Origin of the sequence: Paraburkholderia yinzeri, from assembly GCF_046581065.1 — a bacterium.
GTDB lineage: Bacteria > Pseudomonadota > Gammaproteobacteria > Burkholderiales > Burkholderiaceae > Paraburkholderia.
The window spans coordinates 1,948,556-1,970,270 of sequence record NZ_JBFOCJ010000002.1 but is presented as its reverse complement, the minus strand read 5'-3'; the positions used below and the strand labels follow the sequence as shown (position 1 = coordinate 1,970,270).

Here is a 21,715-nt window from a genome sequence, read left to right as displayed (position 1 = left end):
GCTACAGCGGGGGGAATTCGAGAAAAAGCGGGGGAAAAACGAGAGGAACAACATTCCCCGCGAACGGGGGAATCGAACCAACCCGCCTGCATGGCAGGCGGGTTGCGAATACCGCGCGCGACGTCTTACTTCGCGCCGGCTTGCGAGGCACCGCCCATCGACGAGCCGTAAGCCGTATTTTCTTGCGCCACACGCGCCTGCGCAGCTTGAATGTCCGACGTATAGGTACGCGGGTTCATGCGTGCCGGGTTGTAGCCAGCTTGTTCGACCTGGGCCAGTTCGGCACGCACCTGGGCACGCGTCAGCGAGTCACTGGATTGAGCAAACGACACCGCGGGAACGGCGAGAGCAGCGGCAACGACAACAGCAACGAGGGAATGCTTCATGGTAAACGCTCCGGAAAGGGACTTGTAGGCGGCTCCCCGCAGGAACCTTGAACCGGAGTCTATAGGTAGTACCACCTACAGATAAACCCTGAAATGGCGAATTCACTATTCTCGTGAGAGATACAATCCGGAGTGCAAAAAGTACCTCTCCCCGCACTCCCCTGCGCTCTGTTGCGTGGCGCATCGTTAATCCAGGCTATCTGGAACGGCAATGAAGCGGGTGTGCGCCCGATATATTTCATTTTCCTTTCTAATAATACAAAATCCTTTCTTGTGCTTTAGAATTGGCCGGTCCCGAGTCGAAGGAAATCGCCCACATCCCCGCCAGCAGGCCATGGCGCGGCCTTCCCGGGACATTAAATCTTCGTTCATGAAAATTTTCGACCATTGCACAAAAAAATAAATCAATCAATAGAGAGTAACCTTGCGAAATCGACAGGCAAGTGGACACTCCTTTAAAAACAAAGACTTATTACGACCATAAAGCCTCGGTGCATTGGCATGCCTTTTCCCCCTTTGTAATTTGGCGACAATTCGCAACACCACCGCATTCTTCCCTCGCCTCGCCCGGTCGCCTTTGATACATTTGTTGTGAAAATAAACAAAAGAACGCAGCAGAAAGTAGTTTCGCTCCCTGACAACAGCAAGCGTGATCGCCCAGGACGCAGGGCAAAAGCGGCGGCGCCCCCGGAAGTGATTCGAGGTGCCCTGCTTGCAACAGGCGTCTTCGCTCACGGTATAACAACCATTGGGCAAAGTTAGTAGTACTACAACCCAACTCTTTTTTTGCGAAGGTATGGAGGAGAGAATGAAGAAGGCTTTGCTCGCCGCGGCACTCATGTCTGCGGGAATCGTCGCCCATGCACAAAGCAGCGTGACCCTGTATGGTCGACTGGATGTCGGCGTCCAGTACCGCCAGGGCATCTACGGCGGCAACGCCGTGCAGATGGAAAGCGGTGACTGGGGTGAGTCGGAACTCGGCCTCAAAGGCGCTGAAGATCTCGGCGGTGGCACGAAGGCCATCTTCAAGATGGAAATGGGCCTGAACATGACGAACGGCACATACAACAACGGCTCGCTGTTCGGTCGCGAAGCCCGCGTCGGTCTGACGAACGATGCTTGGGGTACGTTCAAGATCGGTTACGCCGGTGCTGCTGAAATCATTCAGGACAGCTGGGATCTCGACCCGCAACTGATGCAGCAGTACGCAATCGCCACCCTGGTGCGCGGCCGTAACTGGGCACAGGCAGGCAACAGCGTGGAATACACCTCGCCGCTGCTCTACGGCCTGACGTTGAAGGGCCAGTATGATCTGGCCAACAGCCCGAACTGGAACGGCAGCGTCACCTCGCCGGGCAGCTCTGGCCCGAACCAGCTCGGTGGCACCGCGCAGGGCCGTTCGGACGGCTTCAAGATCCAGTACAACGCTTCGGCCTTCGAACTGCAGGCGATCTACGACGAAACCCGCGACGCGTTCGGCAACTTCAGCAACGTCTACCTGTTCTCGCGTTCGATCATCGCCGGCGGCAACTACACGCTCGGCCCGGTCAAGTTCTACGCGGGCTACCAGCACCTGTCGGCGCCGGGCGCCGACGAGTATGGCTACGGCGGCGCCGCTGCGCCGTCGGGTGCCGGCCTGCCGACCGCGGTCGATCACGAATGGGGCGGCGTGGCCTGGCAGATCAACGCGGCTACGGCTCTTACCGGCGCGATCTACCACGCCAACGCCAACAACGGCAACGGCAACGCCACGATGTACACGCTGGCTGGCACCTACAATCTGTCGAAGCGCACGTTCTTCTACACTGAACTGGGTTACATCCACAACAGCTCGACGTCGAACATCGGTCTTGGCAACGGCTACTCCGACCCGTACGGCACGGCTGGCCAAAGCCAGGTCAACGGCGGCTCTGGCTCGAGCGGCAGCTCGTTCGTCAACGACGGTCCTGGCTACGGTCACAGCCAGTTCGCGGCTAACGTCGGTATCATGACGCAGTTCTGATGTAGTTTCCGCAGTATCGGCAACAAGCATCGACTCGCGCCGCGGGAGGTCGCATCGCAAAACATGCGCTTCCCGCGGCGGACATTCACCCAGTTACTCAACGAATAATTTTCAGGGCATAGGAGAATCGATATGAAGTTGATACAAGTTGCCAAGGCAACCACGGCCGCGTTCGCACTGACGCTGGCTCTGGGCGCCCACGCACAGGCCAGCGATACGTCGGCATCTGCTCCGATGGCAGCGGCACCGACCTCGGCCAAGGCGTCGAAGGCGGCCAACCGCGCGCTCGCCCGCAAGATCCATCGCGCCCTGTCGAAGACCAAGGGCCTCGATCCGACCCATATCTACGTCAAGGTCGCTAGCGGCGGTGTCGTGACGCTGACCGGCAGCTGTGTCAGCCAGGACCAGATCAACCTGGCCGCCGATACGACGCAGAAGGTCGACGGCGTGACGTCGGTCAGCAACAAGCTGAGCGTGAAGACGCCGCAGTAATCGTTTTGTTGTTATTGCGTCGGGCGGTGTTCGCACCGCCCGACGCTACGCTGTCCCCCTCCGCACCTTACGTTTGCAGTGCAGCGCAAACGCCCCGCCCAGTTTCTCCTGCATCCCGCCGCCCCCATCTCCGAAGCCGTAATCGTGAAGCGGCAATCGCATTGCATCGTTCGTACCGCGTCAAATTGATGACAGAGGTTTAATCTTCACCCTGTTGCATCTTTATCCAGCCCGGCATTCGGGCGGTCGATAATGAATTAATCAATGATAGAGACCGTGCGCTGCGCGACGCGCCACCGGTCGAAAGACGGAGACAACGCGGTGTATCCCCAACTGCCGCAGCAATCGCGCGTGACATTCACGGCGGGTTGCCCATGAATCAGCTTCAAGCCATGCGCGTGTTCACGAAAGTCGTGGAGCTGAACAGCTTCGGCCTTGCCGGCAAGCAGCTCGGCATGTCCGCGGCGGCCGTCACGCGCAGCATCGGCATGCTCGAAGCGCATCTGAACATGCGCCTGTTGAACCGCTCCACGCGCTCGCTCTCGCTGACCGAGGCCGGGCAGCTCTATCTGGAAGGCTGCCGCGCCGTGATCGAAAAGCTCGACGACATGGAGTCGGAGCTCGTACGGACCACGCGCGACCCGAGCGGCGTTCTGCGCATCGCCTCGCATTCGATCTTCGCGGGTCACGACTTCGCATCGCTGCTTGGCGCCTATCACGAGGCCAATCCGCGCGTCGACTTCGACGTCACGATTTTCGACACGCATCTCGATCTGATCGAAGGCGGCTTCGACCTGTGCTTCGCCATCGACCGGCAGCCCATCAATGCCACGCTGGTACGTCGCGAGCTCACGACGATCCGCGAGATCGCCGTGGCGACGCCGGGCTACCTGGCGCGGCGCGGCGCCCCGCACACGCCGCTCGATCTGGCCAGCCACGACCTGCTCGTGGCCGGGAACGGTCCGCGCACGTGGGAATTCAGCAACGGTGCATCGCAACACCGCATCGGCGCGACCGGGCCGTTCGTGGCGAACAGCTACGCTACGGTGCGCGCGGCGGTGCTCGCCGACATGGGTATCGGCGTCCTGCCGCTGCCCTGCATCGCCGACGACCTCGCACATAACCGCCTGCTGCCGGTCCTGAACCAGTACGCGATCAACGGCGGCGAACGCAGTCTGTCGCTGGTCTACCCGGGCCGCAGCTATCTGAGCATCAAGGTGCGGAACTTCATCGACTTCGCCGTCGAACGCTTTCGCACCATGACGCCCGGAACCCAGCCGAGCGCCCACCACGTCGTCGCCTGACACCCGTCGCGACTAGCCGTCCGCGACCTCGCGCACGCGACCTTTATTCACCTGCCCTGTTCCAGCCGACATCATGCATCGAGTTCTCGCGATTGAAGATCAAGCGGTTGGCCGCGACGCCGTCGCCCCGCGTCTTGCGCAGTCCGGCTTCGACGTGGAAGTCGCCCGCACGGGACGCGAAGGCATTGCGCTCGCCCTCTCCGGCCAGTACGACGCGGTCACCATCGAGCGGCGGCTGCCCGATCTCGACGGTCTCGCGATCGTCACCACGATGCGCAGTGTGGGTCTCGATACGCCCATTGTTCTGCTGAGTTCGTCGCAGGCGGTCGAGGAGCGCGTGCAAGGCCTGCGCGCCGGCTGCGACGACTATCTCTCGCGCCCGTTCGTGCCCGAGGAAATGCTGGCCCGCGTGGAGGCCATCCTGCGCCGCTACCGGCACACCAGCGCGCCGGAGACGATCCTGCGCGTCCCGCCGCTCGAACTCGATCTCGTGCGCCACACGCTGGTGTCGAACGGCAAGCTCCTCAAGCTGCGGCCCGCCGAGATGAGCCTCATCGAGTATCTGATGCGCCACCCGCGCATGGTGCTGACACGCACGATGATCTACGAGTCGGTCTGGGGCGGCCGCTACGACCCGACGAGCAATGTCGTGGACGTGCACATCGGCCGCCTGCGCAGCCGCATCGACGTACCGGGCATACCTTCGCTGATCCGCACGGTGCGCGGCACGGGTTACCTGCTCGGTTGAGGGCGATAGCGCGCCACCTAACAATCTCTTCATCTTCACGCGACCGTTTTGGTAGGTAGGCCTGACTATCCTGACTCTCATGTGCCCGACGGGTACCTCTGAATTTGCGGGTCGGGAGAAAGGGAGGGTATTCAACATGACAAGACATCGCACTGGCGTTCTGGCACGCCGCCTCGTCGTGGTGGCGATCGGCATCTTCGCCCTGGCGGGCTGCTCGTCGCTGCAAGGCACGGCTAACGGGCCCGGCGGCTGTGTCGGCCCGCCCGACTTCTGCACGCCCTACTTCGGTTCGTAAGAAGGACGGGCCCCGGTGCGCTGACCTCGACTTCAGGCCGATTTCACGCCGAAGAGAGATCCGGCACCGTAGTGAGCTGATAGCCGTAGCGGTTCACGGTATCGAGCCGAAAGTGCGCGCCGGAGGCCTTCAGCTTGCGCCGCAGCCTCGACACGACGAGATTGACGCTCGACGGTTCGACATCCTCGCGCTCGGGCCACGCGTAGCGCGTAAGCTGCTCGCGCGCGACAGGCGCATTCGGCCGCCGCAGCAGGCATTCGATCAGGAGGAATTCGCGCGTGGTGAGCGGAATGCGCAGTTCGCCGTCCACCGCTTCGCGCGTCATCGGATCGAGCCGCAGCGTGTGCATGTCGGCCTGGTTCTGCCCCGCCGCATAGGCCACGTTGCGGCGCAGCGCCTGGATGCGTTCGTGTATTTCGAGCACCGAATAGGGCTGGACGTAACAGGCGTCGGCGCCCGCTCTCAGAAGCCGCGCGCATTCGACCGGCGTCGCCCGGCCCAGCGCAATCACAATGGCAGGCGCATTGTCGATGTGACGCAGATCGGTCAGCACTTCGAACAGCGTGTCGAGATCCTCCTCGCTCTGCCGGCAGATGACGATCGCGTCGAATTCTTCGATTCGCGCGAGATGCGAGGCATAAAAAAGATCGTCGGTCGCTTCGACGCTGTTGAGACTCTCGGTCAACGCCTTTTGCATGTAGTGGCGGGTCGTGTCGGCAGTCGCCGTAAGCAACACTCTCATTCGGTCGAGGTCCGTTACAGGTTATGCGGCCAGCAGTCGACGCGCACGACCGTGCCGTGGCTCGATCCGCTGATGTCCAGCGCAAAATCGTGCAGGCCGATGATGGCCGAAACGATCCCGAGCCCAAGACCGCTGCCCGGCAGGTGCCGCGTCTGTCTGCCGCGATAGAGCTGGTCGAGCACGAGCGTGCGCTCGTCTTCGGGGATGCCGGGTCCGCTGTCCGCGATGCTGATGCTGGCGCCCGCCGCCACCGTTTCGAGGCGCACGCGCACGGTCCCGCCCTCGGGCGTGAATTTCACGGCGTTGTCGAGCAGATTGCTGAATGCTTCGAACAACAGCGCGCGGTCGCCCGAGACCGGCGCAACCGGGGCAAGATGCCGCTCCAGCACCACCTGCTTCTCTTCGGCGAGAGGCTCGTAGAGATCGCACAGATCGGCGACCAGCGGCTCGAGGTCGAGCTCGGAAAACGCCGCACGCCGCTGGCGCGAGCCGAGCTCCGCAATGCGCAGCATCGCGGTGAAGCGGTCGAGCAGCCCGTCGACTTCCTCGCGGGCCGCGGCGACCACCGCCGCGAGGTCCTCGGCGTTGCGCCCCGTGGCTTCGCTGCTGGCGTTCGAGAGGCGCGCGCGCAGACGCACGAGCGGCGTGCGCAGATCGTGCGCGATGCCATCCGTGGCGAGCTTCACTTCGGCCATGAGGCGCTCGACCTCGTCCAGCATGCGGTTGACGAGCTGCGCCAGCATGGCGAGTTCGTCGCGGCCGCTATTGGGCAAGCGCGCCGAGAGATGGCCCGACGCGATGGAAGCGGTGGCCTTGCGGATGGCCGACACGCGGCGCATCTGGTGCACGCTGATGAGCAGGCCGCCCAGCACGCTGGCGCCAAGGCACAGAATGCCGCCGAACACCAGCGCATGGATGAGATCGCCGCGCACGCGCCGCACGTCGTCGAGCGAGCGCGCGACGACGAGACGCTGACCGTTCGGTCTCACCTCGCCCATGATGCGCAGCTCGCGCGAGGCGTCGTCGACGCGCAACTCGACGTTTTGCCCGCTCGTGCGCTCGTGCGCCTGCCCGACCGAATCGAGCCTCAACGCGGCCGGCAGAACGTCGAGATCGCCGGCCACGTAGCTGCCGTCCGGAGTGAAGAGTCCGTAGTGGTTCTGGTGGGGGCTTTCTCGCGCAAGCCGCGCGGCGATCGCGCCAGGCAGCTCGGCGTCGCCGCGCGCATCGAAATAGCGCAGTTGCCAGCGCAGGCCGCTGTCGGTCTCGCGCTCCATGGCGCGCGTGACCGAATACTCGATCAGACCGATCAGCGCCATGAACGCGAGCGAGAAGATCGCCGCGTAGGCGGTCAGCCAGCGAAACGTCGTCGTGCGCCAGTGCTGGCCCGGCGCCTGCAACGCGCGCGCATGCGCCGGCGACGCTGTCGCGTCGCGCTGCGGCTTCGGTTTGCGAACCGTCCAGCCCATGCTCACCATAGCCCGATCACTGCTTCGTCGTTGCAAACCGGCATCTCGTCTCCGTAGATCGCGCGAGTTTCCCCTGTCGTTTCATGAAATTTCGTTCAGGATACGCATTGCCCAGCATCGTCATTTAACCGATCCGGATCATCCGCATTAACCTTCATTTAGCGCGAGGCCGGCGCCGGACCGTGTTGCAGAGCAAAACGCACGCCCACCCTAGCCGCACATCGCGAGCGGCAGCTTCATCTCCGCAAGCAGGGTCCGCGTCACGCCGCCCAGCAGCTTTTCCCAGAGCATGGCGCGACCGTGCGCGCCGGCGATCAGCAGGTCCGCCCCTTCGTCCAGCGCAGCGCCTTGCAGCAAACTGCCGGTAGCCGGCCCGCCACGCTCGAGCGTGCGAATTTCCACGTTGACGGCATGGCGTCGCAGATGATCCAGCACAACCGTGGGGGCGAGCTGTTCGGGGCGTGCCGGTTCGTCGCTGTCCATGACGAGCACAACGGTGGACTGCGCGCACTCGATCAGCGGCAACGCGGCCGACAGCGTGCGAGCGCACGCCGGGCTGCCGTTCCAGGCGAGCGCCACCCGGCGACCGAGCGGACACTCGCCGGGCAGGCTGTCGACGTCGGAGCCGCCGCCCGGCGGCATGATCAGCACCGGCCGGCCCGTCGTGAAGAGCACCGTCTCCGCGAACGAATATTCCTCGGGCAAATCGATGTCCTCCAGCGGATCGTGGCCGACGATGCTCAGGTCTGCGTAACGTGCGCGCTGCGGAACGATCACGCGCGCACGGCCGTCGGCGCCTTGCCATTCCACCTCGACTCCGCGCTGGCGGCCGAGATCGGCGAGCATGGCGTGCAGCATGTCGGCCTGCTCGTCGAGCTCGCTTTCGATCGTGGCGCGCAGCGATCCTGCCTGGCCGCCCGGCATGAGCCCGAGCTCGGAGGCCTTGAGCCGCCGCTGCTGCGCAATGCTGCGCTCACGCACATGCAGCGCGCTCAATCTGGCGCCGTGCCGGGCCGCCAGATCGGCGCCGCGCAGCAGACGCACCTGACCGGCCTCGCTGGCGTCGACATGCACCAGGATGTCCTTGAAACCCATCGTCCTGCCTCCCCCTTACAACTGACCACTCATTATCGCGCCTCGGCGGCCGCGTCGCTTGCAGAATGTGAGCCATACGCAAGCGGCCCGAAAGGGATCGTCTGCTTCGGCGTGGGCAGGTCGGCCGTGCTCCAGCCGCCGCCCAGCGCGCCGATCAGCGCAACCGACGTCTGCAGGCGCCGCGTCTGCACCTGTGCTTCGGCAATCTGCGCATCGAGCGCCGCGATCTGCGCGACCGTCACGTTCAGGTAGTTGTCGAGTCCTTCGGTGTACAGACTGAGCGACATGTTCTGCACCCGCACCGCCGCATCCACCGCCGCCTGCTGCTGTTGCGCCTCGGTGGCGAGGCGGTCGGTCAGCGCGAGATTGTCCTCCACTTCGCGGAAGGCCTGCAGCACGGTCGAGCGGTAGTCGTCGCTGGCTTCGTTGAACACCGACCAGCTTGCCTGCAGCTCGGCGCGCCGCAGTCCGCCTTCGAAGAGCGGCAGCACCGCCGACGCCCCAAAGGCCCACAGGCTGTTGGAGAGCGTCGTCAGCCCCCAGCCCGAGTCCTCGAAGCCGCCCATGGCGGAAAGCCGCACGTTCGGGTAGAACGCGGCGCGCGAGACGCCGATCGCCCGGTTGGCCGCCGCCATGTTGCGCTCGGCCTGCGCGATGTCCGGGCGCCGCTGCAGGAGCAGCGACGGCATGCTGACCGGCACCGTCGGGATCGCATAGTCGTGCTCCGGCATCGTGGTCAGACGAAAGTCGACCGGATTGGCGCCGACCAGAACGGCCACCGCATGCTCCAGAACGGTGCGCTGCGCCAGCACCTCCGTGTCCGCGGCCTGCGCCGAGGCGAGCTGGTTCTCCGCGCGCCCCACGTCGAGCCCGGACGAGATCTTGCCCGCCAGCCGCATCTGCGTGATGGAGACCGCCGTGCTGTAGGCCTTGATGGCCTGCTTGTAGATCTCGTGCTGCTTGTCGTAGCCCCAGATCGCCATGTAGTCGGACGCGAGCTCCATTTCGAGCGAGAGCCGCGCGTCGGCCACCGCGGCGGCCACGCCCTGCGCGTTGCTCTGGGCCTCGCGGGTCAGGTTGCGTGTCTGGTCCCAGAAGTCGGGCCCCCATGACGCTTGCCCGCCCCAGAAGTTCGACGCCTCGTGCATCGTGCCGCTGTTGTTATGGAACAGCGTGTGCGCCGATTCGCCGTTCTGGCTGGTGTAGGCGTTCAGCCCGATCTGCGGGAACAGGCCCGAGCGCGCTGCGGCCACAACGTCCTGCGCCTGCGTAAAGGTTTCGCGCGCGGCGGCGAGATCGGGGTTGGCGGCGTCGAGCTGCGCTTCGAGCTGGTCGAGCTGCGTATCGCCGAACATCTGCCACCACGGCCCGCGCTGCAACTGGTCCGAGGGATTCGCCGTCACGAACGGACCCGTGCCCGTGTACGAGGCGGGCAGGATCATCTCGGGCGGATGATAGGTGGGCGCGAGATCGCAGCCGGCGAGCAACGACACCGCCACGAGTGCCGCAATGCGGGTCATGCGTTTCATCAGGAGCCGTCCTCGTCTTCTGCCGGTGTCAGCGCCGCAGCCGACGCCGCAGCCGGGGCCGAAGCCGACGTCGTCTCGCCCGGCACCTCGGTGCCCTTCGCGCCCGTCACGATGCGAACCTGCTGGCCTTCGAGAATACCCGCGGAAGGATTCAGCACGATCTTGTCGGTGGGCTTCAGGCCCGACACCACCTGCACTGTCTTTCCGAAGTTGGTCCCGAGCTTCACGTCCTGCAGATGCACGCGATCGTTGGGTCCGACGAGCGCCACCTGCATGCCGTCGGAGCGGAACAGCAGCGCCTGTTCGGGCACGACCGGGATATTGCGGTCGAGCGGCACCTTGAAATGCACGTTCGCGTAGCCGCCCGGCCAGATCAGGTGATCCGGGTTCGGCACGAGCAGTTCGGTCGTCACGGTGCGCGTCTGCGGGTTGAACGCGTTGGCGCTCGTGGCGAAGGTCGCGTCGAACACGCGGTCCGGGTACTGCGGCAGCGACAGCGTGGCCGTGAGGCCGGGCTTGAGGATGTTCGCGTAGTCCTGCGGCACCGAAACGAACACGCGCATCTCGTGAATGTCGGAGACCGTGAAGAGTTCGTCCGCCGCGCCGCGCGAGCTCACGTCGCCGCCCGCCCCATTCACGTAGTTGCCCACGTCGGTGTTGCGCGCCGTCACCACGCCGTCGAAGGGCGCCACGATGCGCTTGAAGCCTTCGAGCACCCGGAAACGGGCCACTTCGTGCTGGGCCGCGCGCACCTTGGCTGCCTGCGCGGCGGCGTCGGCCACCTGCACGTCCACTTCCTGCTGCGACACGGCCTGCGTGCCCGCCAGCGCCTGATAGCGCTTCGCGGTGAGCGCCGCCAGGTTGTAGTTGGTCTGCGCGACGTCGAGGTCGGCGATCGCGCGCTGATACTGCTCGTCCACGGCCGGGGCGTCGATCGTGGCAAGCGTCTCGCCCGACTTGACGAGCCCGCCGTAGTCCTTGTTCCACTTCAGCACGTAGCCCGAGACCTGCGCATAGATCGGCGCCGTGTACCACGCGCGGACCGTGCCCGGCAGCGTGAGCGTGTTCTGGGCCGGCCCGTTCTGGGGCGAGATGAGCTGCACGGACGGAACCGAATCTTCGTTGGCGACGGCGCGCAGGTCCGCCATGTTGTTGTGCCGCTGGATCACGCCGATGGCGACGACGACGGCAGCAATCACGCCCGCGCCGATAAGCCAGGTCCGCGGCCCGAATCGCCGGGGAACCGGTGCTTCCCTGTTTGCGCTCATGACTGTGCCTCCTTGGAAGGTTGATGATCCCGGTGCAGCAGCGCGAACACACAAGGGACGAAAAGCAGCGTAGCAAACGTGGCGAACATCAGACCGCCGATCACGGCGCGTCCGAGCGGCGCATTCTGGGTATTGCTGAAAGACATGGGCAGCATGCCGATCATCATGGCGAGCGCCGTCATCAGCACCGGACGGATCCGGCTGAAACCGGCCTCGATCGCGGCCTCGACGGCGTTGCCGTATTGCGCGAGGTGCTCGCGGGCAAACGAAACGACCAGAATCGAGTTCGCGGTCGCCGTGCCCATGCACATGATGGCGCCCGTGAGCGCGGGGACCGAAAGCGTGGTGTGCGTCACGAAAAGACTCCACACGATGCCGGCAAGGGCCGCCGGCAGCGCGGTGATGATGATGAACGGATCGAGCCAGGACTGGAAGTTGACCACGATGACGAGATACACGAGCAGGATCGACAGCGCGAGACCGCCCAGCAGCTGCGCGTAGGCGCTGCTCATGGTCTGCGCCTGGCCGCGCAGGTGCACGCTGGCGCCGTGCGGCAGCTCGCCCTGCATGTCGTTCACGATCTTCTGCACGTCGTCGTACACGCCGCCGAGATCGCGCCGCTGGTTGCTCACGAAGATGTCGATGGCCGGCAAGATGCTGTAGTGCGTGGCCAGCAAGGGCGTGCCCATCTGCGTGATGCGGCTCAGCGCGCCCAGCAGCTGCGCATGCTGCGCGTCCGGCGTGCCGGTGCCCGTGTCGATGGGAATCGTCTCCAGGTCGTTCATGGACTCCAGCTCGTTCTGCGGCGTCTGCATGTTCACGAGGTGCGACACGCCGTTCGAAGTGTCGAGCCAGTAGGTCGGCGCCGTCTGGCCGCTGCCCGAGAGCGTGGCGAGCGCGTTGTTCGCGATGTCCGCTTCCGTGAGGTTCAGGCCCGAGGCGAACGAGCGCGAAGCCGTGATCTTCAGTGTCGGCTCATTGAAAGCCTGCTGGATGTTGACGTCGGTGGCGCCAGGAATCTTGCGCAGGCGCGCGGCGATCTTCTGCGCGTAGGCGAAGTTCGCCTCCTGGCCGCGGCCGGCGATCTGCACGTCGATCGGCGCGGGCAGGCCGAAGTTCAGGATCTTCGCCGTGATGTCGCCAGGCAGGAACGTGAACTGGGTGCCCGGATACAGCTTGGGCAGCTCGCGCCGCAGCGTGTAGCGGTAGTCGTCCACGGGCGAGCGCTCGCTCGCGAGACTGATCGTAATGTCGCAATCCTGCGGGCCGATCGTGCCGGTCGAGTTATACGCCTCGTTGATACCGCTCGCCGGCAGGCCGCAGTTGTCGAGCACGTTGGTCACCTTGCCGGGCAGCAACTGGCGGATCGAGCCGTTGACGAGCACCGCCAGCTTCGACGCTTCTTCAAGGCGCGTGCCGATCGGCGCACGCATGTGCATGTCGATTTCGCCAGACTTGATGCCGGGGAAGAAGTCACGGCCGAGGAAGGCGATCAGCACGAGCGAGCCGAACGCGCACAGCGCGAAGATCGGCACGAAGCGACGGCGGTTCCCGACCACGCTGGTCAGCACTTCGCGATAGCGATCCCGGAAGTTCGAGAACGCATGCTCGAAGCCGCGCTGGAAACGTCCGAATACGCCGGGCGGCGCACTGTGGCCGCCGCCGTGCGCATGCTCCGCCACCTGGCCGCGCAGCAGCCATGCCGCCATGGTCGGCACGAGCGTACGCGAGAGGATGAACGAGGCGATCATCGCGAAGACGATGGCCTCGGCCATCGGCAGGAACAGGTAGCCGGCCACGCCGCTCAGCTGGAACAGCGGCAGCCAGACGATACAGATACACAGCGTGGCGACGAAGGTCGGCACGACGATCTGGTTCGCCGCCGCGATGATGCCGGGCTCGAGCTCCGCGCCGGCTTCGAGGTGGGTGTCGATGTTCTCGATCATCACCGTCGCGTCGTCCACCAGAATCCCGACCGCCAGCGCGAGCCCCCCCAGCGTCATCACGTTGATGGTCTGGCCGAGCCACGAGAGCGTCAGCACCGAGCAGAGAATGGCGAGCGGAATAGAGGTCGCGACGATCAGCGTGGAGCGCCAGCTGCCGAGGAACAGCAGCACGGTCAGGCCCGTGAGGATCGCCGCCGTGATCATTTCCTGCACCACCTCGCGCACGGAATCCTTCACGAAGCCCGAGGCGTCGTTGAGGGGCTTGATCTCCACGCCGGGCGGCAGCGTGCGCAGAATGCCCGGCAGCGCCTTCTTGATGCCGTCGACGACCGAGAGCGTCGAAGCGTCGCCGCTCTTCAGGATCTGGATCAGCACGGCCTGCTTGCCTTTCACGAGCACTGCGTTGATCTGCGGCGGCGAGCCGCGGTGCACGTAGGCGACGTCGCGCAGGAAGACCGTGGCACCGTTCACGGTCTTGATCGGCATGTTGTTGAAGGTGTCCACCTGGATCGGCGTCGCATTGGTCTGCACCATATAGTCGAGCGCGCCGATCTTCTGGTCGCCGGCCGGCAGCACCACGTTCTGCGCCGCGAGCGCCTTGCCGACGTCGGTGGCCGAAAGGCCGTGTGCGAGCAGCTTGGTCTGGTCGAGGTCGATTTCGACGTTCAGCTGCGCGCCGCCATACGGTGTCGGAATGGCGGCGCCCGGGACCGCCACGAGCTGCGGACGGATCAGGTTCGACGCCATGTCGTAGACCTGGGCTGCCGTCATGCCGGGCGCCGAAACCTGCAGGTCCAGCACCGGAACGGAGGAGGCGTTGTACGACAGCACCTGCGGCGGCGTGATGCCCGCGGGCATCTGTTTGAGCACCGTCTGCGAGATCGAGGTGATCTGGGCCTGCGCAGCGGCGATGTCCGTGCCTGGCTGGAAAAAGATCTTGACGATGCCGCGCCCGTAGAGCGACTGGCTCTCGATATGCTCGATGTTCTCGACCGTGGTCGTCAGCGAGCGCTCGTAGTAGTAGATCACACGGCCCGACATGTCCTGCGGCGACAGACCGTTATAGGTCCAGACGACCGCGACGACGGGAATTTTGATGTTCGGGAAAATGTCGGTGGGTGTTTTGACCACCGCCAGACCGCCGAACAGGACGATCAGTATGCTCATCACCACGAACGTCAGCGGACGTTTCAGGGCGACCAGAACGATTGCGTTCATTGGAACTCAGGAACGAAAGGGAAAGAATGGTCAGCAGGGAGCGCGGCTCGCGCCGCATGCAACCGCAGCGTGCAACATTTCGCGTCGCGCTCACTCCGCCAGCATGTAGCCGGAGCCACGAACTGTTTTAACGGCAGGACTGTCGCCCACCTTGGCGAGCTTGGTACGCAGCCGGCTCACGTGTACATCGATCACATTGGTTCCCGGATCGAACCGGTAACCCCAGACCTCCTCGAAAATCATGGTCCGGGTCAACACCTGCCCCGGGTGACGCAGCATGTACTCCAGAATACGCAGCTCCGTGGGCAGCAGGTCGATCGCGCAGTGATGGAACTGGGCACGGCGCGAGATGAGATCGAGCTCGAGGTCGCCAAGGCTGAGCGAGGTCGCCGTCGGCGACGACTGCCCGCTGCGCCGCAGCAGCACCTCGATGCGCGCGGCCATCTCCTCGGGCGAAAACGGCTTGACCAGATAATCGTCCCCGCCCGCGCGCAGGCCCCGCACGCGTTCGTCGAGATTCGACATGGCGCTCAGGATCAGCACCGGCGTGTTGATGCCCACGCTGCGCATGGTCGTGAGCACGGCAAGCCCATCCACGTCGGGCAACGCGCGGTCGAGGGTCACGACGTCGTACGGACCGGTCATGATCTTGGCGAGGCCGAGACGCCCCGTGGTCGCCGTTTCCACCTCGTGCCCGAACGCGCAAAGCGAGGTCTGGATCTCCTGCAATATCAGCTCGTCATCGTCGACGGAAAGTATCCGGGTCATGAGTCGCACATCTGGGTAATGCGCAGCCGCTGGCCGCGGCTGCTCAGGATCTTTGCGGCGCTGCAAAACAAACCGCCTCGCCGCCCTGTCATTCGGTGTGGCGCAATGATGCATGACGGCACCTAACGCGCTATCGCCACCTGGATTAAGTGTTGTTAATCTTTGCGCCCTTCGATGAACGATTCGCGACAAAAAAGAGTATCAACGCATTTCGCTCAACGAAAATGAAAAACTGAATTTCAGTTTTCGAAGATACCGCGGGCGCGCGGCGTCTTCGGCTAGTTCACGCTCAGGCTGCCCGGAGGCATCACGGGCCGGTGCCCGATTTCGAGCAGACGGTGGGCGCTTGCCAGCGGAATCGCAAAACCCGCCCATCCGTACCCGCTATGCCGCAGGAAGAGCAGCACGCCCGCGAACCCCGGGTCGACGATCGTCTTCCAGCGCGGCTCGGTTTCGATGGGGAACTGCTGGTCGCGCGGCACCTGCGCCGGCACGGCCGGCAAGAGCTCGACCCGGGCCAGGCCGAGCGCCTCGATCAGTTCGCTGATCGAGGCCGGGTCGAGCAGCACCCGGCTATTGCCCAGCTTGAGCATGAGCGCATTCGCGCCGTACTCGTTGACGATTTCGAGTTCGACCTCGGATGCGCGGGTGGAGCGCGGCCGCGAATCTAGCATGGCTTCGCTCCCTTGCGGTCCTTGCCCTCGATCGCGCGGACGGCCGCACGCAGTTCGCCAAGCCAGCGCCTGCGCCGTTGATCGTCGAACGCGTGGCCGGTCCAGCCCAGGCCCTCGTGGCGAAAGAACACCACGGTGGCGTCGAAGAGGCGCGCCGGCTCGGCGTACCAGCAGGGATCCAGCGCGACGTGATAGTTGTGGCGCGGCTGCATGGTGTCGGGAATCGGCGGCTTCATGGCGGACCGGTACAGCGCCAGTTGCTCGATCAGCGCCTCGACGCCCTCTCCGTCCAACAGGGTCACGTCGTCGCCCACCGTGAGCCTGAGACCACGGCGCCCGTCTTCGTCGACCCGTTCTATCCGCAGGGGTTGTTGCATGGAAGCTTCGCCTTCTGTGTGCCTGTCTGGTGGCGACAAGTTAGCGATTGGGCCTGCGCGGAACAATGTCTCGAACATTAAAACTCTTTTAGCCTTCAGCGCGCGTTCGCCCGAAACCCCCATGCACGCGCCGTTCCGCGCACGTCCTGCCTGCCATGCCGGTCCTGCGTTAAGAAAGCTTAATCCCTGGCTATTGGTATGCGCCGGTTAGCTCGACTAAGTTTGTCAATGCCGCGGCACCGAAGATGCCTGCTCGGGGCGCTTCCGTTGCGTGGCCGCTCTGGCCTTGCCGGAGGGATTTCGCTCTACCGTCAGGAGGTTTCATCATGAAGCTCGCCACTATCGCCGCCATTCTGGGGCTCGCCATGGTTCTCTCCAGCCCCGTTCACGCAGCCCGCTTCCAGGTCTGCCACAAGGTCTTGCAGCATCACGACTGGCAAGAGCACTGCGCACCGTGACGCCGGCCCGGGGGAGGACGCCGGCCGTGCTGCGTCAGGCGCCCTCCCCCGGATACGGCGCCTGTGCGACCCCGCCACCTGGATTAAATAAAGTTAACGTCAGGGACATTTCAATTTTCCTGACTCGGTCTAACATAAATCTTGCGTTTGGGTGACCGGTCAGAAAGGTGACCAGATCAAGCGTGACAAACCGGAGGTAATTATGAGGAATGCTACTCTTTTGGGCGCTGCAGCGATCGTTCTGGGTCTAGGTTCGGCGTATGCGCCAGCAACGATGGCGGCACCGTTGACGGCACACGAATGCCAGTCCTATCCGTTCGTGAAGTCCAATGGAGCCGTCACCCACAAGCAACTGATGCGCGAATTGCGCGAGCTGGAGGCAGTCGGCTATGATCCGGCCCGGATCGACGTCTACTATCCCTCGGACATCGAGAAAGCCGAAGCGCGTCTCCATGCCAAATATGAGCGCGATTGCACGGGTGGCGCGGCCGGCGGACAAATGCCTGGTACTACGCAGGGTTTGTGAACCAGAGTTTTTGAAGCCGTTTTTAGCATCCCGACCGCACGCCGCGTGATTTCCCTCGCGGCGTGAGTTTCATTGCCCTCATCGGCGCCACGCTTCGAGAAACCGCAGCCACGCGGTCGCGCCCGGATCGGCATGACCCGCGCTGCGTTCCTGCAACCATCCCGCCCGCCCCTTCTTCGACTGCAGCGCGGCTGTCTCGCGCACCTGCTGCGACGCTGTCGCGATCATCGCGTCGAGTTGTGCACGCTCGTCGCCGCTTGCCGCTTCGAGCGCGTCGAGGCTCGGCACGAGCGCATCGAGCACGGTCTTGTCGCCCGGCTGCGACTTGCCGCGCTCGGCAATACGCGCGGCCAGCGCTCTTCCTGCGGCCAATGCATCGGCCTTGCCGACTTCGCGCCGACCCGCCACCGTCTTTGCGGCGGCCAGCATGCCGCCGCCCATGAGCGCGGCGAACGTCGAGGGATTCGCGGTGGAGAACGCCTTGCCGGTCGCTATCAGCACATCGGAAACCGTGGCGTCGGCCGGCAGCTTTTCAATCGCCTCGGCCGCCGCCAGCGAGCCCGCCTTGACGGTAACGCCCAGATCGCCATCGCCGAGTGCGGCGTCGAGTTCGCGCAACTCTTCGGCGCACGCCGGCATCGCACGCAAGGTGTCGACGAGCCGGGTACGCAGTTCGTCTACGGTCAGGCTCATCGCGCCCCTCCCTCGTCGACTCGCCAGCCTTCGCGCCAGAGCGGCGAGTGCACCGGCGCGTCGAGCAGCGTGTCGAGCTCTTCGTCGAGCTGCATCACGGTAATCGACGCCCCTGCCATTTCGAGGCTCGTCACATACTCGCCCACATACGCGCGCGTCACGCGCAGCCCCGCGGCAGCAATTTCGCGCGCCGCACGCCGGTAAAGCAGATACAGCTCTTCGAGCGGCGTGGCGCCAAGCCCGTTGACGAGCAGCGCGACGCTCGATCCGGCTTTCGCCTGCAGATCGCGCAGAATCCCGGCCGAGAGCCGCTCGGCAATCGTATCCGCATTCTCCAGCTTGCCGCGGTGCGTGCCGGGTTCGCCGTGAATGCCGATGCCGATCTCCATCTCGCCTTCGGGCAGCGTGAACGTGGGCTTGCCCGCCGCAGGCAGGATCGTGGGAGACAGCCCCACCCCCATCGTGCGCGTCGCGCCGTTCGCCTTCGCCGCGATCCGCGCCACGTCGTCGAGCGTATCGCCGCGCTCGGCAGCCGCCCCCGCGCATTTGAAGCCGAACACCATGCCCGCCACGCCGCGCCGTTCGGAGGCCCGCTCGGGCGGCGCGGACGCGACGTCGTCCGCCACGAGCACCGTGCGCGTTTCGATCCCGTCCGCATCCGCGAGATCGGCGGCGAGGTCGAAGTTGAACACGTCGCCGCCATAGTTGCCGTACAGGTAGAGCACGCCCGCGCCGCCCTGCACGGCCTTCGTGGCCTCGTAGATCTGCTCGGAGGACGGGGAGGAAAACACGTTGCCGACGGCGACGCCGCTCGCCAGCCCCTTGCCGACGTAGCCGAGAAAACCGGGCAAGTGTCCCGAGCCGCCGCCCGTCACGATGCCGACCTTGCCCGCGCGCGGCGCGTCGGCGCGTACGAGCGCGCGGCGGTCGGCGGTCACGGGTTTGAGCCAGCCCGGATGGGCAAGCAGCAACGCGTCGATCATTTCATCGACGAAATGATCCGGGTGATTGATGATCTTTTTCACGTCTCGCGTCTCCAGAATCGGCGGCAGGCAGGCCGCCAGTCAGGGATGAGGCAGCGCGCGCCTAGCGCTTGCGCCGCTGGCTGAGCGCATCGAGCAGCACGGCTGCGAGGATCACGCCGCCCTGGATGAACTGCGTCCAGAACGGATTGACGCCGAGCAGCGAGAGCCCGACGTTGATCACACCGATCAGCACCACGCCGATAAACGTGCCGACAATCGAGCCGCGGCCGCCGGAGAGCGACGTGCCGCCGATCACGATCCCGGCGATCACCTGCAGCTCCAGCCCGTTCGCCGCGGAGGGCAAGGCGGAGTTGAGGCGCCCGGCCAGCACGATGCCGGCGATGGCGGCGGTCAGCCCGGCAAACGTATAGGTCAGGAAAATCACGCGATTGACGGGAATGCCGGCCAGCCGAGCCGCTTCCTTGTTGCCGCCCACGGCGAACACCTGGTGGCCGAATGCGGTCTTGCGCAACAGCACGTGGCCGCTCACGAACACGACCAGCATGACGAGCATCGGCATGGGGAGGCCCGCCAGAGTCTTCGCGCCGAATGCGGTGAACACGGAAGGGAAATCGAACTTCGTCTGCCCGTCCGAAATGGCGAGCGTGAGGCCGCGCCCCATCGCCATCATCGCGAGCGTGACGATGAACGGCACGAGACGCAGCCACGCAATGGCGAAGCCGTTGAGCGCCCCCACCGCCGCGCCCGTCACGAGCGCAATGGCGAGACCCGCCACGCCGAGCCCGACCGCGCCGGGGCTCGCGCCCGCCATCGCGGTCGCCGCCACCATGCCGGACAGCGCGACGAGCGAGCCGACCGAAAGATCGATGCCCGACGTGATGATCACGAACGTGCCGCCCACGGCCGCAATGCCCACCACCGAGACCTGCACCATGACGCTCGTGAGCGTGCTCGTGGTGAGAAATTCGGGCGAGGCAATCGAAAGGGCGATGCAGATCAGCACGAGCGCCGCGATCAGCGGCCCGAGACCGCTCCGCAACTGCCGCAGCATACGCTGCTGCGGGGTTTCCGAATCGTTCGGGGAAACGGTGGTGGATGTCATGCTGCAACTCCGGTGGTGGCCCATTGAATGATCGTCTCGGAGCTGGCGTCCTCGCGCGCCAGTTCGCCGACGATGCTGCCGCGATACATCACGAGCACGCGGTCGGACATGCCGAGCAGTTCGGGCAGTTCCGAGCTCACGAGCACGACGGCGGCGCCCACTCGCGCCATCTCCACGATATGCGCATAGATCTCGGTCTTCGCGCCCACGTCGATGCCGCGCGTGGGCTCGTCGAGCAGGATCACGGCGGGCGAGGTGGCGGTCGCGCGCCCGAGGATCACCTTCTGCTGGTTGCCGCCCGAGAGATTGCCCGTAAGCTGCATGACCGAAGGCGCACGCACCCCGAAGCGCCCGGTCGCCTCGCGCGCAAGACGGCGCTTGCGTGCGGCGCTGACGAAGCCGCCGCGCACGAGTGCGCGCAAGCTGGAAAGCGCGATGTTCTCCTCGATGCTCGCGTCGAGCACGAGTCCTTCGAGCTTGCGGTCCTCCGCGGTGTAGACAATGCCTTCGCGCACGCCCTGCGCGGGCGAGCGCAGCGCGAGCCTGCGCCCGCGCAGCCGCAGCTCGCCGCCGGTTAGCGGCAGCGCGCCGCACAGCGTCTTCAGAAGCTCCGTGCGTCCCGCGCCCGCAATCCCGCCTATCCCCACGATCTCGCCGGCGCGCACGCTGAAGCTCGCATTGCGCAGCATGGGTGCGCTCGCCACGTTGCGCGCTTCGAGCACGACGTCGCCATACGCGCGCGGCTGCCACGGATAGAACGAGTCGAGATTGCGGGCCACCATGGCCTGCACGAGCGCGGGCTCGGTCCATTCGGACATGGGCCGCGCGCCCACCGTCGCGCCGTCGCGCATCACCACCGCGGAATCGGCCAGCTCGAACACTTCTTCGAGGTGGTGCGAAATGAAGATGATGCCCATGCCCGCCGCGCGCAAACGGCGCACCACCGCATAGAGGTTCTCGATGTCGTGGTGCTGCAGCGCGGCCGTGGGTTCGTCCATCACGAGAATGCGGGCCTCGCGCGCGAGCGCCTTCGCCACTTCCACGAGCTGGCGCTTGTTGAGCGGCAGGTCGCCCACGCGCATCGAAGGGGACACACCTTCCAGCCCCACCTGCGCCAGCGCCTCGCGCGCCATGGCCTGCGCCTCGCGCTGGGCGAGAAAGCCATAGCGCGCGGGCATGCGGCCGAGGAAAAGATTCTCGGCCACCGTCATGTCGTTGACGAGCGAGAGCTCCTGATAGATCACGGCCACGCCCGCATCGATCGCGGCCTGGGTGCCGCGCGCGAGCGGCCTCCCGTCGATCTCGATCGTGCCCTCGTCCGGCTCGTAGGCGCCGGACAGCGTCTTGATCAGCGAGGACTTGCCCGCGCCGTTCTCGCCGACGATCGCCATCACGTGGCCCGCGTGCAGTTCGAGGCTCACGCCGCGCAGCGCCTTCACGCCGGGAAAGCTCTTGACGATGCCGCTCATGCGCAGGAGCGGCGAATCCGCCTTCGCCGCATGGGCGGCGGCATTCGCCGCGGTGCCGCCATGCTTGCGCCGCGGTGCATGCAATGCTGAACCTGGTTCGCGTTTCATCCGTTCATCCTGCCCGCCGGCGCACGCCGCTTGCGCGTGCGCCAGACGCGTTGATCGAAG

Annotated in this window: 21 protein-coding genes; 7 read left to right on the top strand and 14 right to left on the bottom strand. The window is 65.2% G+C overall.

The genetic code is table 11. The annotated features are described in order from the left end of the window. Positions 1-125 precede the first annotated feature (125 nt). Positions 126-386: a DUF4148 domain-containing protein gene (locus WJ542_RS26000; protein WP_411192337.1), complete on the bottom strand. Its 261-nt coding sequence runs from the start codon at positions 384-386 to the stop codon at positions 126-128. An 808-nt stretch (positions 387-1,194) separates the two neighbouring features. Here WJ542_RS26000 and WJ542_RS25995 point away from each other — a divergent pair. The 5 genes from WJ542_RS25995 (at position 1,195) to WJ542_RS25975 (ending at position 5,227) form a co-directional block, all read left to right on the top strand. After that, positions 1,195-2,388, top strand: a complete 1,194-nt coding sequence (locus WJ542_RS25995; RefSeq protein ID WP_411192336.1) for a porin — start codon at positions 1,195-1,197, stop codon at positions 2,386-2,388. 132 nt (positions 2,389-2,520) lie between these two features. Then, the gene (locus tag WJ542_RS25990) at positions 2,521-2,880 is read left to right on the top strand and encodes a BON domain-containing protein (RefSeq protein ID WP_411192335.1); all 360 of its coding nucleotides are present in this window, start codon (positions 2,521-2,523) and stop codon (positions 2,878-2,880) included. 374 nt (positions 2,881-3,254) lie between these two features. After that, positions 3,255-4,184, top strand: coding sequence for a LysR family transcriptional regulator (locus WJ542_RS25985; RefSeq protein WP_411192334.1), 930 nt, complete (start codon positions 3,255-3,257; stop codon positions 4,182-4,184). 73 nt (positions 4,185-4,257) lie between these two features. Further along, on the top strand, positions 4,258-4,932 hold the full coding sequence (locus WJ542_RS25980; RefSeq protein WP_411192333.1) for a response regulator transcription factor: 675 nt from the start codon (positions 4,258-4,260) through the stop codon (positions 4,930-4,932). A 136-nt stretch (positions 4,933-5,068) separates the two neighbouring features. Beyond that, entirely contained in the window at positions 5,069-5,227 is a 159-nt protein-coding gene (locus WJ542_RS25975) for a hypothetical protein (RefSeq protein WP_411192332.1), read from the top strand. A 43-nt stretch (positions 5,228-5,270) separates the two neighbouring features. On the opposite strand, the gene WJ542_RS25970 is transcribed toward WJ542_RS25975, so the two are convergent. The 9 genes from WJ542_RS25970 to WJ542_RS25930 all read right to left on the bottom strand — a co-directional run bounded on the left by WJ542_RS25970 (position 5,271) and on the right by WJ542_RS25930 (position 16,313). Then, positions 5,271-5,969, bottom strand: coding sequence for a winged helix-turn-helix transcriptional regulator (locus tag WJ542_RS25970; protein WP_411192331.1), 699 nt, complete (start codon positions 5,967-5,969; stop codon positions 5,271-5,273). A 14-nt stretch (positions 5,970-5,983) separates the two neighbouring features. Continuing rightward, entirely contained in the window at positions 5,984-7,438 is a 1,455-nt protein-coding gene (locus tag WJ542_RS25965; protein WP_411192330.1) for a sensor histidine kinase, read from the bottom strand. Between the two features lie 210 nt (positions 7,439-7,648). Continuing rightward, positions 7,649-8,533: a universal stress protein gene (locus tag WJ542_RS25960; protein ID WP_411192329.1), complete on the bottom strand. Its 885-nt coding sequence runs from the start codon at positions 8,531-8,533 to the stop codon at positions 7,649-7,651. Between the two features lie 32 nt (positions 8,534-8,565). Continuing rightward, positions 8,566-10,062, bottom strand: coding sequence for an efflux transporter outer membrane subunit (locus tag WJ542_RS25955; protein WP_411192328.1), 1,497 nt, complete (start codon positions 10,060-10,062; stop codon positions 8,566-8,568). Continuing rightward, the gene (locus tag WJ542_RS25950; protein WP_411192327.1) at positions 10,062-11,330 is read right to left on the bottom strand and encodes an efflux RND transporter periplasmic adaptor subunit; all 1,269 of its coding nucleotides are present in this window, start codon (positions 11,328-11,330) and stop codon (positions 10,062-10,064) included. Before WJ542_RS25950 ends, WJ542_RS25955 begins: the two co-directional genes overlap by 1 nt. After that, the gene (locus WJ542_RS25945) at positions 11,327-14,494 is read right to left on the bottom strand and encodes an efflux RND transporter permease subunit (RefSeq protein ID WP_411192326.1); all 3,168 of its coding nucleotides are present in this window, start codon (positions 14,492-14,494) and stop codon (positions 11,327-11,329) included. The genes WJ542_RS25950 and WJ542_RS25945 overlap by 4 nt, the downstream gene beginning before the upstream one ends. A gap of 90 nt (positions 14,495-14,584) precedes the next feature. After that, on the bottom strand, positions 14,585-15,262 hold the full coding sequence (locus WJ542_RS25940; RefSeq protein WP_411192325.1) for a response regulator transcription factor: 678 nt from the start codon (positions 15,260-15,262) through the stop codon (positions 14,585-14,587). Positions 15,263-15,540: 278 nt separating this feature from the next. Then, complete coding sequence (locus WJ542_RS25935) at positions 15,541-15,936, bottom strand: hypothetical protein (RefSeq protein ID WP_411192324.1); 396 nt, start codon at positions 15,934-15,936, stop codon at positions 15,541-15,543. Beyond that, positions 15,930-16,313, bottom strand: coding sequence for a hypothetical protein (locus WJ542_RS25930; RefSeq protein WP_411192323.1), 384 nt, complete (start codon positions 16,311-16,313; stop codon positions 15,930-15,932). The genes WJ542_RS25935 and WJ542_RS25930 overlap by 7 nt, the downstream gene beginning before the upstream one ends. Positions 16,314-16,639: 326 nt before the next feature. Here WJ542_RS25930 and WJ542_RS25925 point away from each other — a divergent pair, with 326 nt between their 5' ends. Then, the gene (locus WJ542_RS25925; RefSeq protein WP_411192322.1) at positions 16,640-16,771 is read left to right on the top strand and encodes a hypothetical protein; all 132 of its coding nucleotides are present in this window, start codon (positions 16,640-16,642) and stop codon (positions 16,769-16,771) included. A 202-nt stretch (positions 16,772-16,973) separates the two neighbouring features. Beyond that, positions 16,974-17,297 carry a DUF4148 domain-containing protein gene (locus WJ542_RS25920; protein ID WP_411192321.1) on the top strand — a complete coding sequence of 108 codons (324 nt, stop codon included), beginning with the start codon at positions 16,974-16,976 and terminating at the stop codon, positions 17,295-17,297. A gap of 78 nt (positions 17,298-17,375) precedes the next feature. Here the strand turns inward: WJ542_RS25920 and WJ542_RS25915 are convergent, their stop codons facing one another. From WJ542_RS25915 to WJ542_RS25900, 4 genes are all read right to left on the bottom strand, one after another. After that, positions 17,376-17,990: a DAK2 domain-containing protein gene (locus WJ542_RS25915; RefSeq protein WP_411192320.1), complete on the bottom strand. Its 615-nt coding sequence runs from the start codon at positions 17,988-17,990 to the stop codon at positions 17,376-17,378. Next, positions 17,987-19,015, bottom strand: coding sequence for a dihydroxyacetone kinase subunit DhaK (locus tag WJ542_RS25910; RefSeq protein ID WP_411192319.1), 1,029 nt, complete (start codon positions 19,013-19,015; stop codon positions 17,987-17,989). The genes WJ542_RS25915 and WJ542_RS25910 overlap by 4 nt, the downstream gene beginning before the upstream one ends. A gap of 61 nt (positions 19,016-19,076) precedes the next feature. Beyond that, positions 19,077-20,078 carry an ABC transporter permease gene (locus WJ542_RS25905; RefSeq protein ID WP_411192318.1) on the bottom strand — a complete coding sequence of 334 codons (1,002 nt, stop codon included), beginning with the start codon at positions 20,076-20,078 and terminating at the stop codon, positions 19,077-19,079. Beyond that, the gene (locus tag WJ542_RS25900; RefSeq protein ID WP_411192317.1) at positions 20,075-21,655 is read right to left on the bottom strand and encodes a sugar ABC transporter ATP-binding protein; all 1,581 of its coding nucleotides are present in this window, start codon (positions 21,653-21,655) and stop codon (positions 20,075-20,077) included. The genes WJ542_RS25905 and WJ542_RS25900 overlap by 4 nt, the downstream gene beginning before the upstream one ends. Between the last annotated feature and the right edge of the window lie 60 nt (positions 21,656-21,715).

Coding starts and splice junctions, on each gene's coding strand:
- WJ542_RS26000 (WP_411192337.1), bottom strand. CDS start 386: ATGAAGCATTCCCTCGTTGCTGTTGTCGTTGCCGCTGCTCTCGCCGTT.
- WJ542_RS25995 (WP_411192336.1), top strand. CDS start 1,195: ATGAAGAAGGCTTTGCTCGCCGCGGCACTCATGTCTGCGGGAATCGTC.
- WJ542_RS25990 (WP_411192335.1), top strand. CDS start 2,521: ATGAAGTTGATACAAGTTGCCAAGGCAACCACGGCCGCGTTCGCACTG.
- WJ542_RS25985 (WP_411192334.1), top strand. CDS start 3,255: ATGAATCAGCTTCAAGCCATGCGCGTGTTCACGAAAGTCGTGGAGCTG.
- WJ542_RS25980 (WP_411192333.1), top strand. CDS start 4,258: ATGCATCGAGTTCTCGCGATTGAAGATCAAGCGGTTGGCCGCGACGCC.
- WJ542_RS25975 (WP_411192332.1), top strand. CDS start 5,069: ATGACAAGACATCGCACTGGCGTTCTGGCACGCCGCCTCGTCGTGGTG.
- WJ542_RS25970 (WP_411192331.1), bottom strand. CDS start 5,969: ATGAGAGTGTTGCTTACGGCGACTGCCGACACGACCCGCCACTACATG.
- WJ542_RS25965 (WP_411192330.1), bottom strand. CDS start 7,438: ATGGGCTGGACGGTTCGCAAACCGAAGCCGCAGCGCGACGCGACAGCG.
- WJ542_RS25960 (WP_411192329.1), bottom strand. CDS start 8,533: ATGGGTTTCAAGGACATCCTGGTGCATGTCGACGCCAGCGAGGCCGGT.
- WJ542_RS25955 (WP_411192328.1), bottom strand. CDS start 10,062: ATGAAACGCATGACCCGCATTGCGGCACTCGTGGCGGTGTCGTTGCTC.
- WJ542_RS25950 (WP_411192327.1), bottom strand. CDS start 11,330: ATGAGCGCAAACAGGGAAGCACCGGTTCCCCGGCGATTCGGGCCGCGG.
- WJ542_RS25945 (WP_411192326.1), bottom strand. CDS start 14,494: ATGAACGCAATCGTTCTGGTCGCCCTGAAACGTCCGCTGACGTTCGTG.
- WJ542_RS25940 (WP_411192325.1), bottom strand. CDS start 15,262: ATGACCCGGATACTTTCCGTCGACGATGACGAGCTGATATTGCAGGAG.
- WJ542_RS25935 (WP_411192324.1), bottom strand. CDS start 15,936: ATGCTAGATTCGCGGCCGCGCTCCACCCGCGCATCCGAGGTCGAACTC.
- WJ542_RS25930 (WP_411192323.1), bottom strand. CDS start 16,313: ATGCAACAACCCCTGCGGATAGAACGGGTCGACGAAGACGGGCGCCGT.
- WJ542_RS25925 (WP_411192322.1), top strand. CDS start 16,640: ATGAAGCTCGCCACTATCGCCGCCATTCTGGGGCTCGCCATGGTTCTC.
- WJ542_RS25920 (WP_411192321.1), top strand. CDS start 16,974: ATGAGGAATGCTACTCTTTTGGGCGCTGCAGCGATCGTTCTGGGTCTA.
- WJ542_RS25915 (WP_411192320.1), bottom strand. CDS start 17,990: ATGAGCCTGACCGTAGACGAACTGCGTACCCGGCTCGTCGACACCTTG.
- WJ542_RS25905 (WP_411192318.1), bottom strand. CDS start 20,078: ATGACATCCACCACCGTTTCCCCGAACGATTCGGAAACCCCGCAGCAG.
- WJ542_RS25900 (WP_411192317.1), bottom strand. CDS start 21,655: ATGAAACGCGAACCAGGTTCAGCATTGCATGCACCGCGGCGCAAGCAT.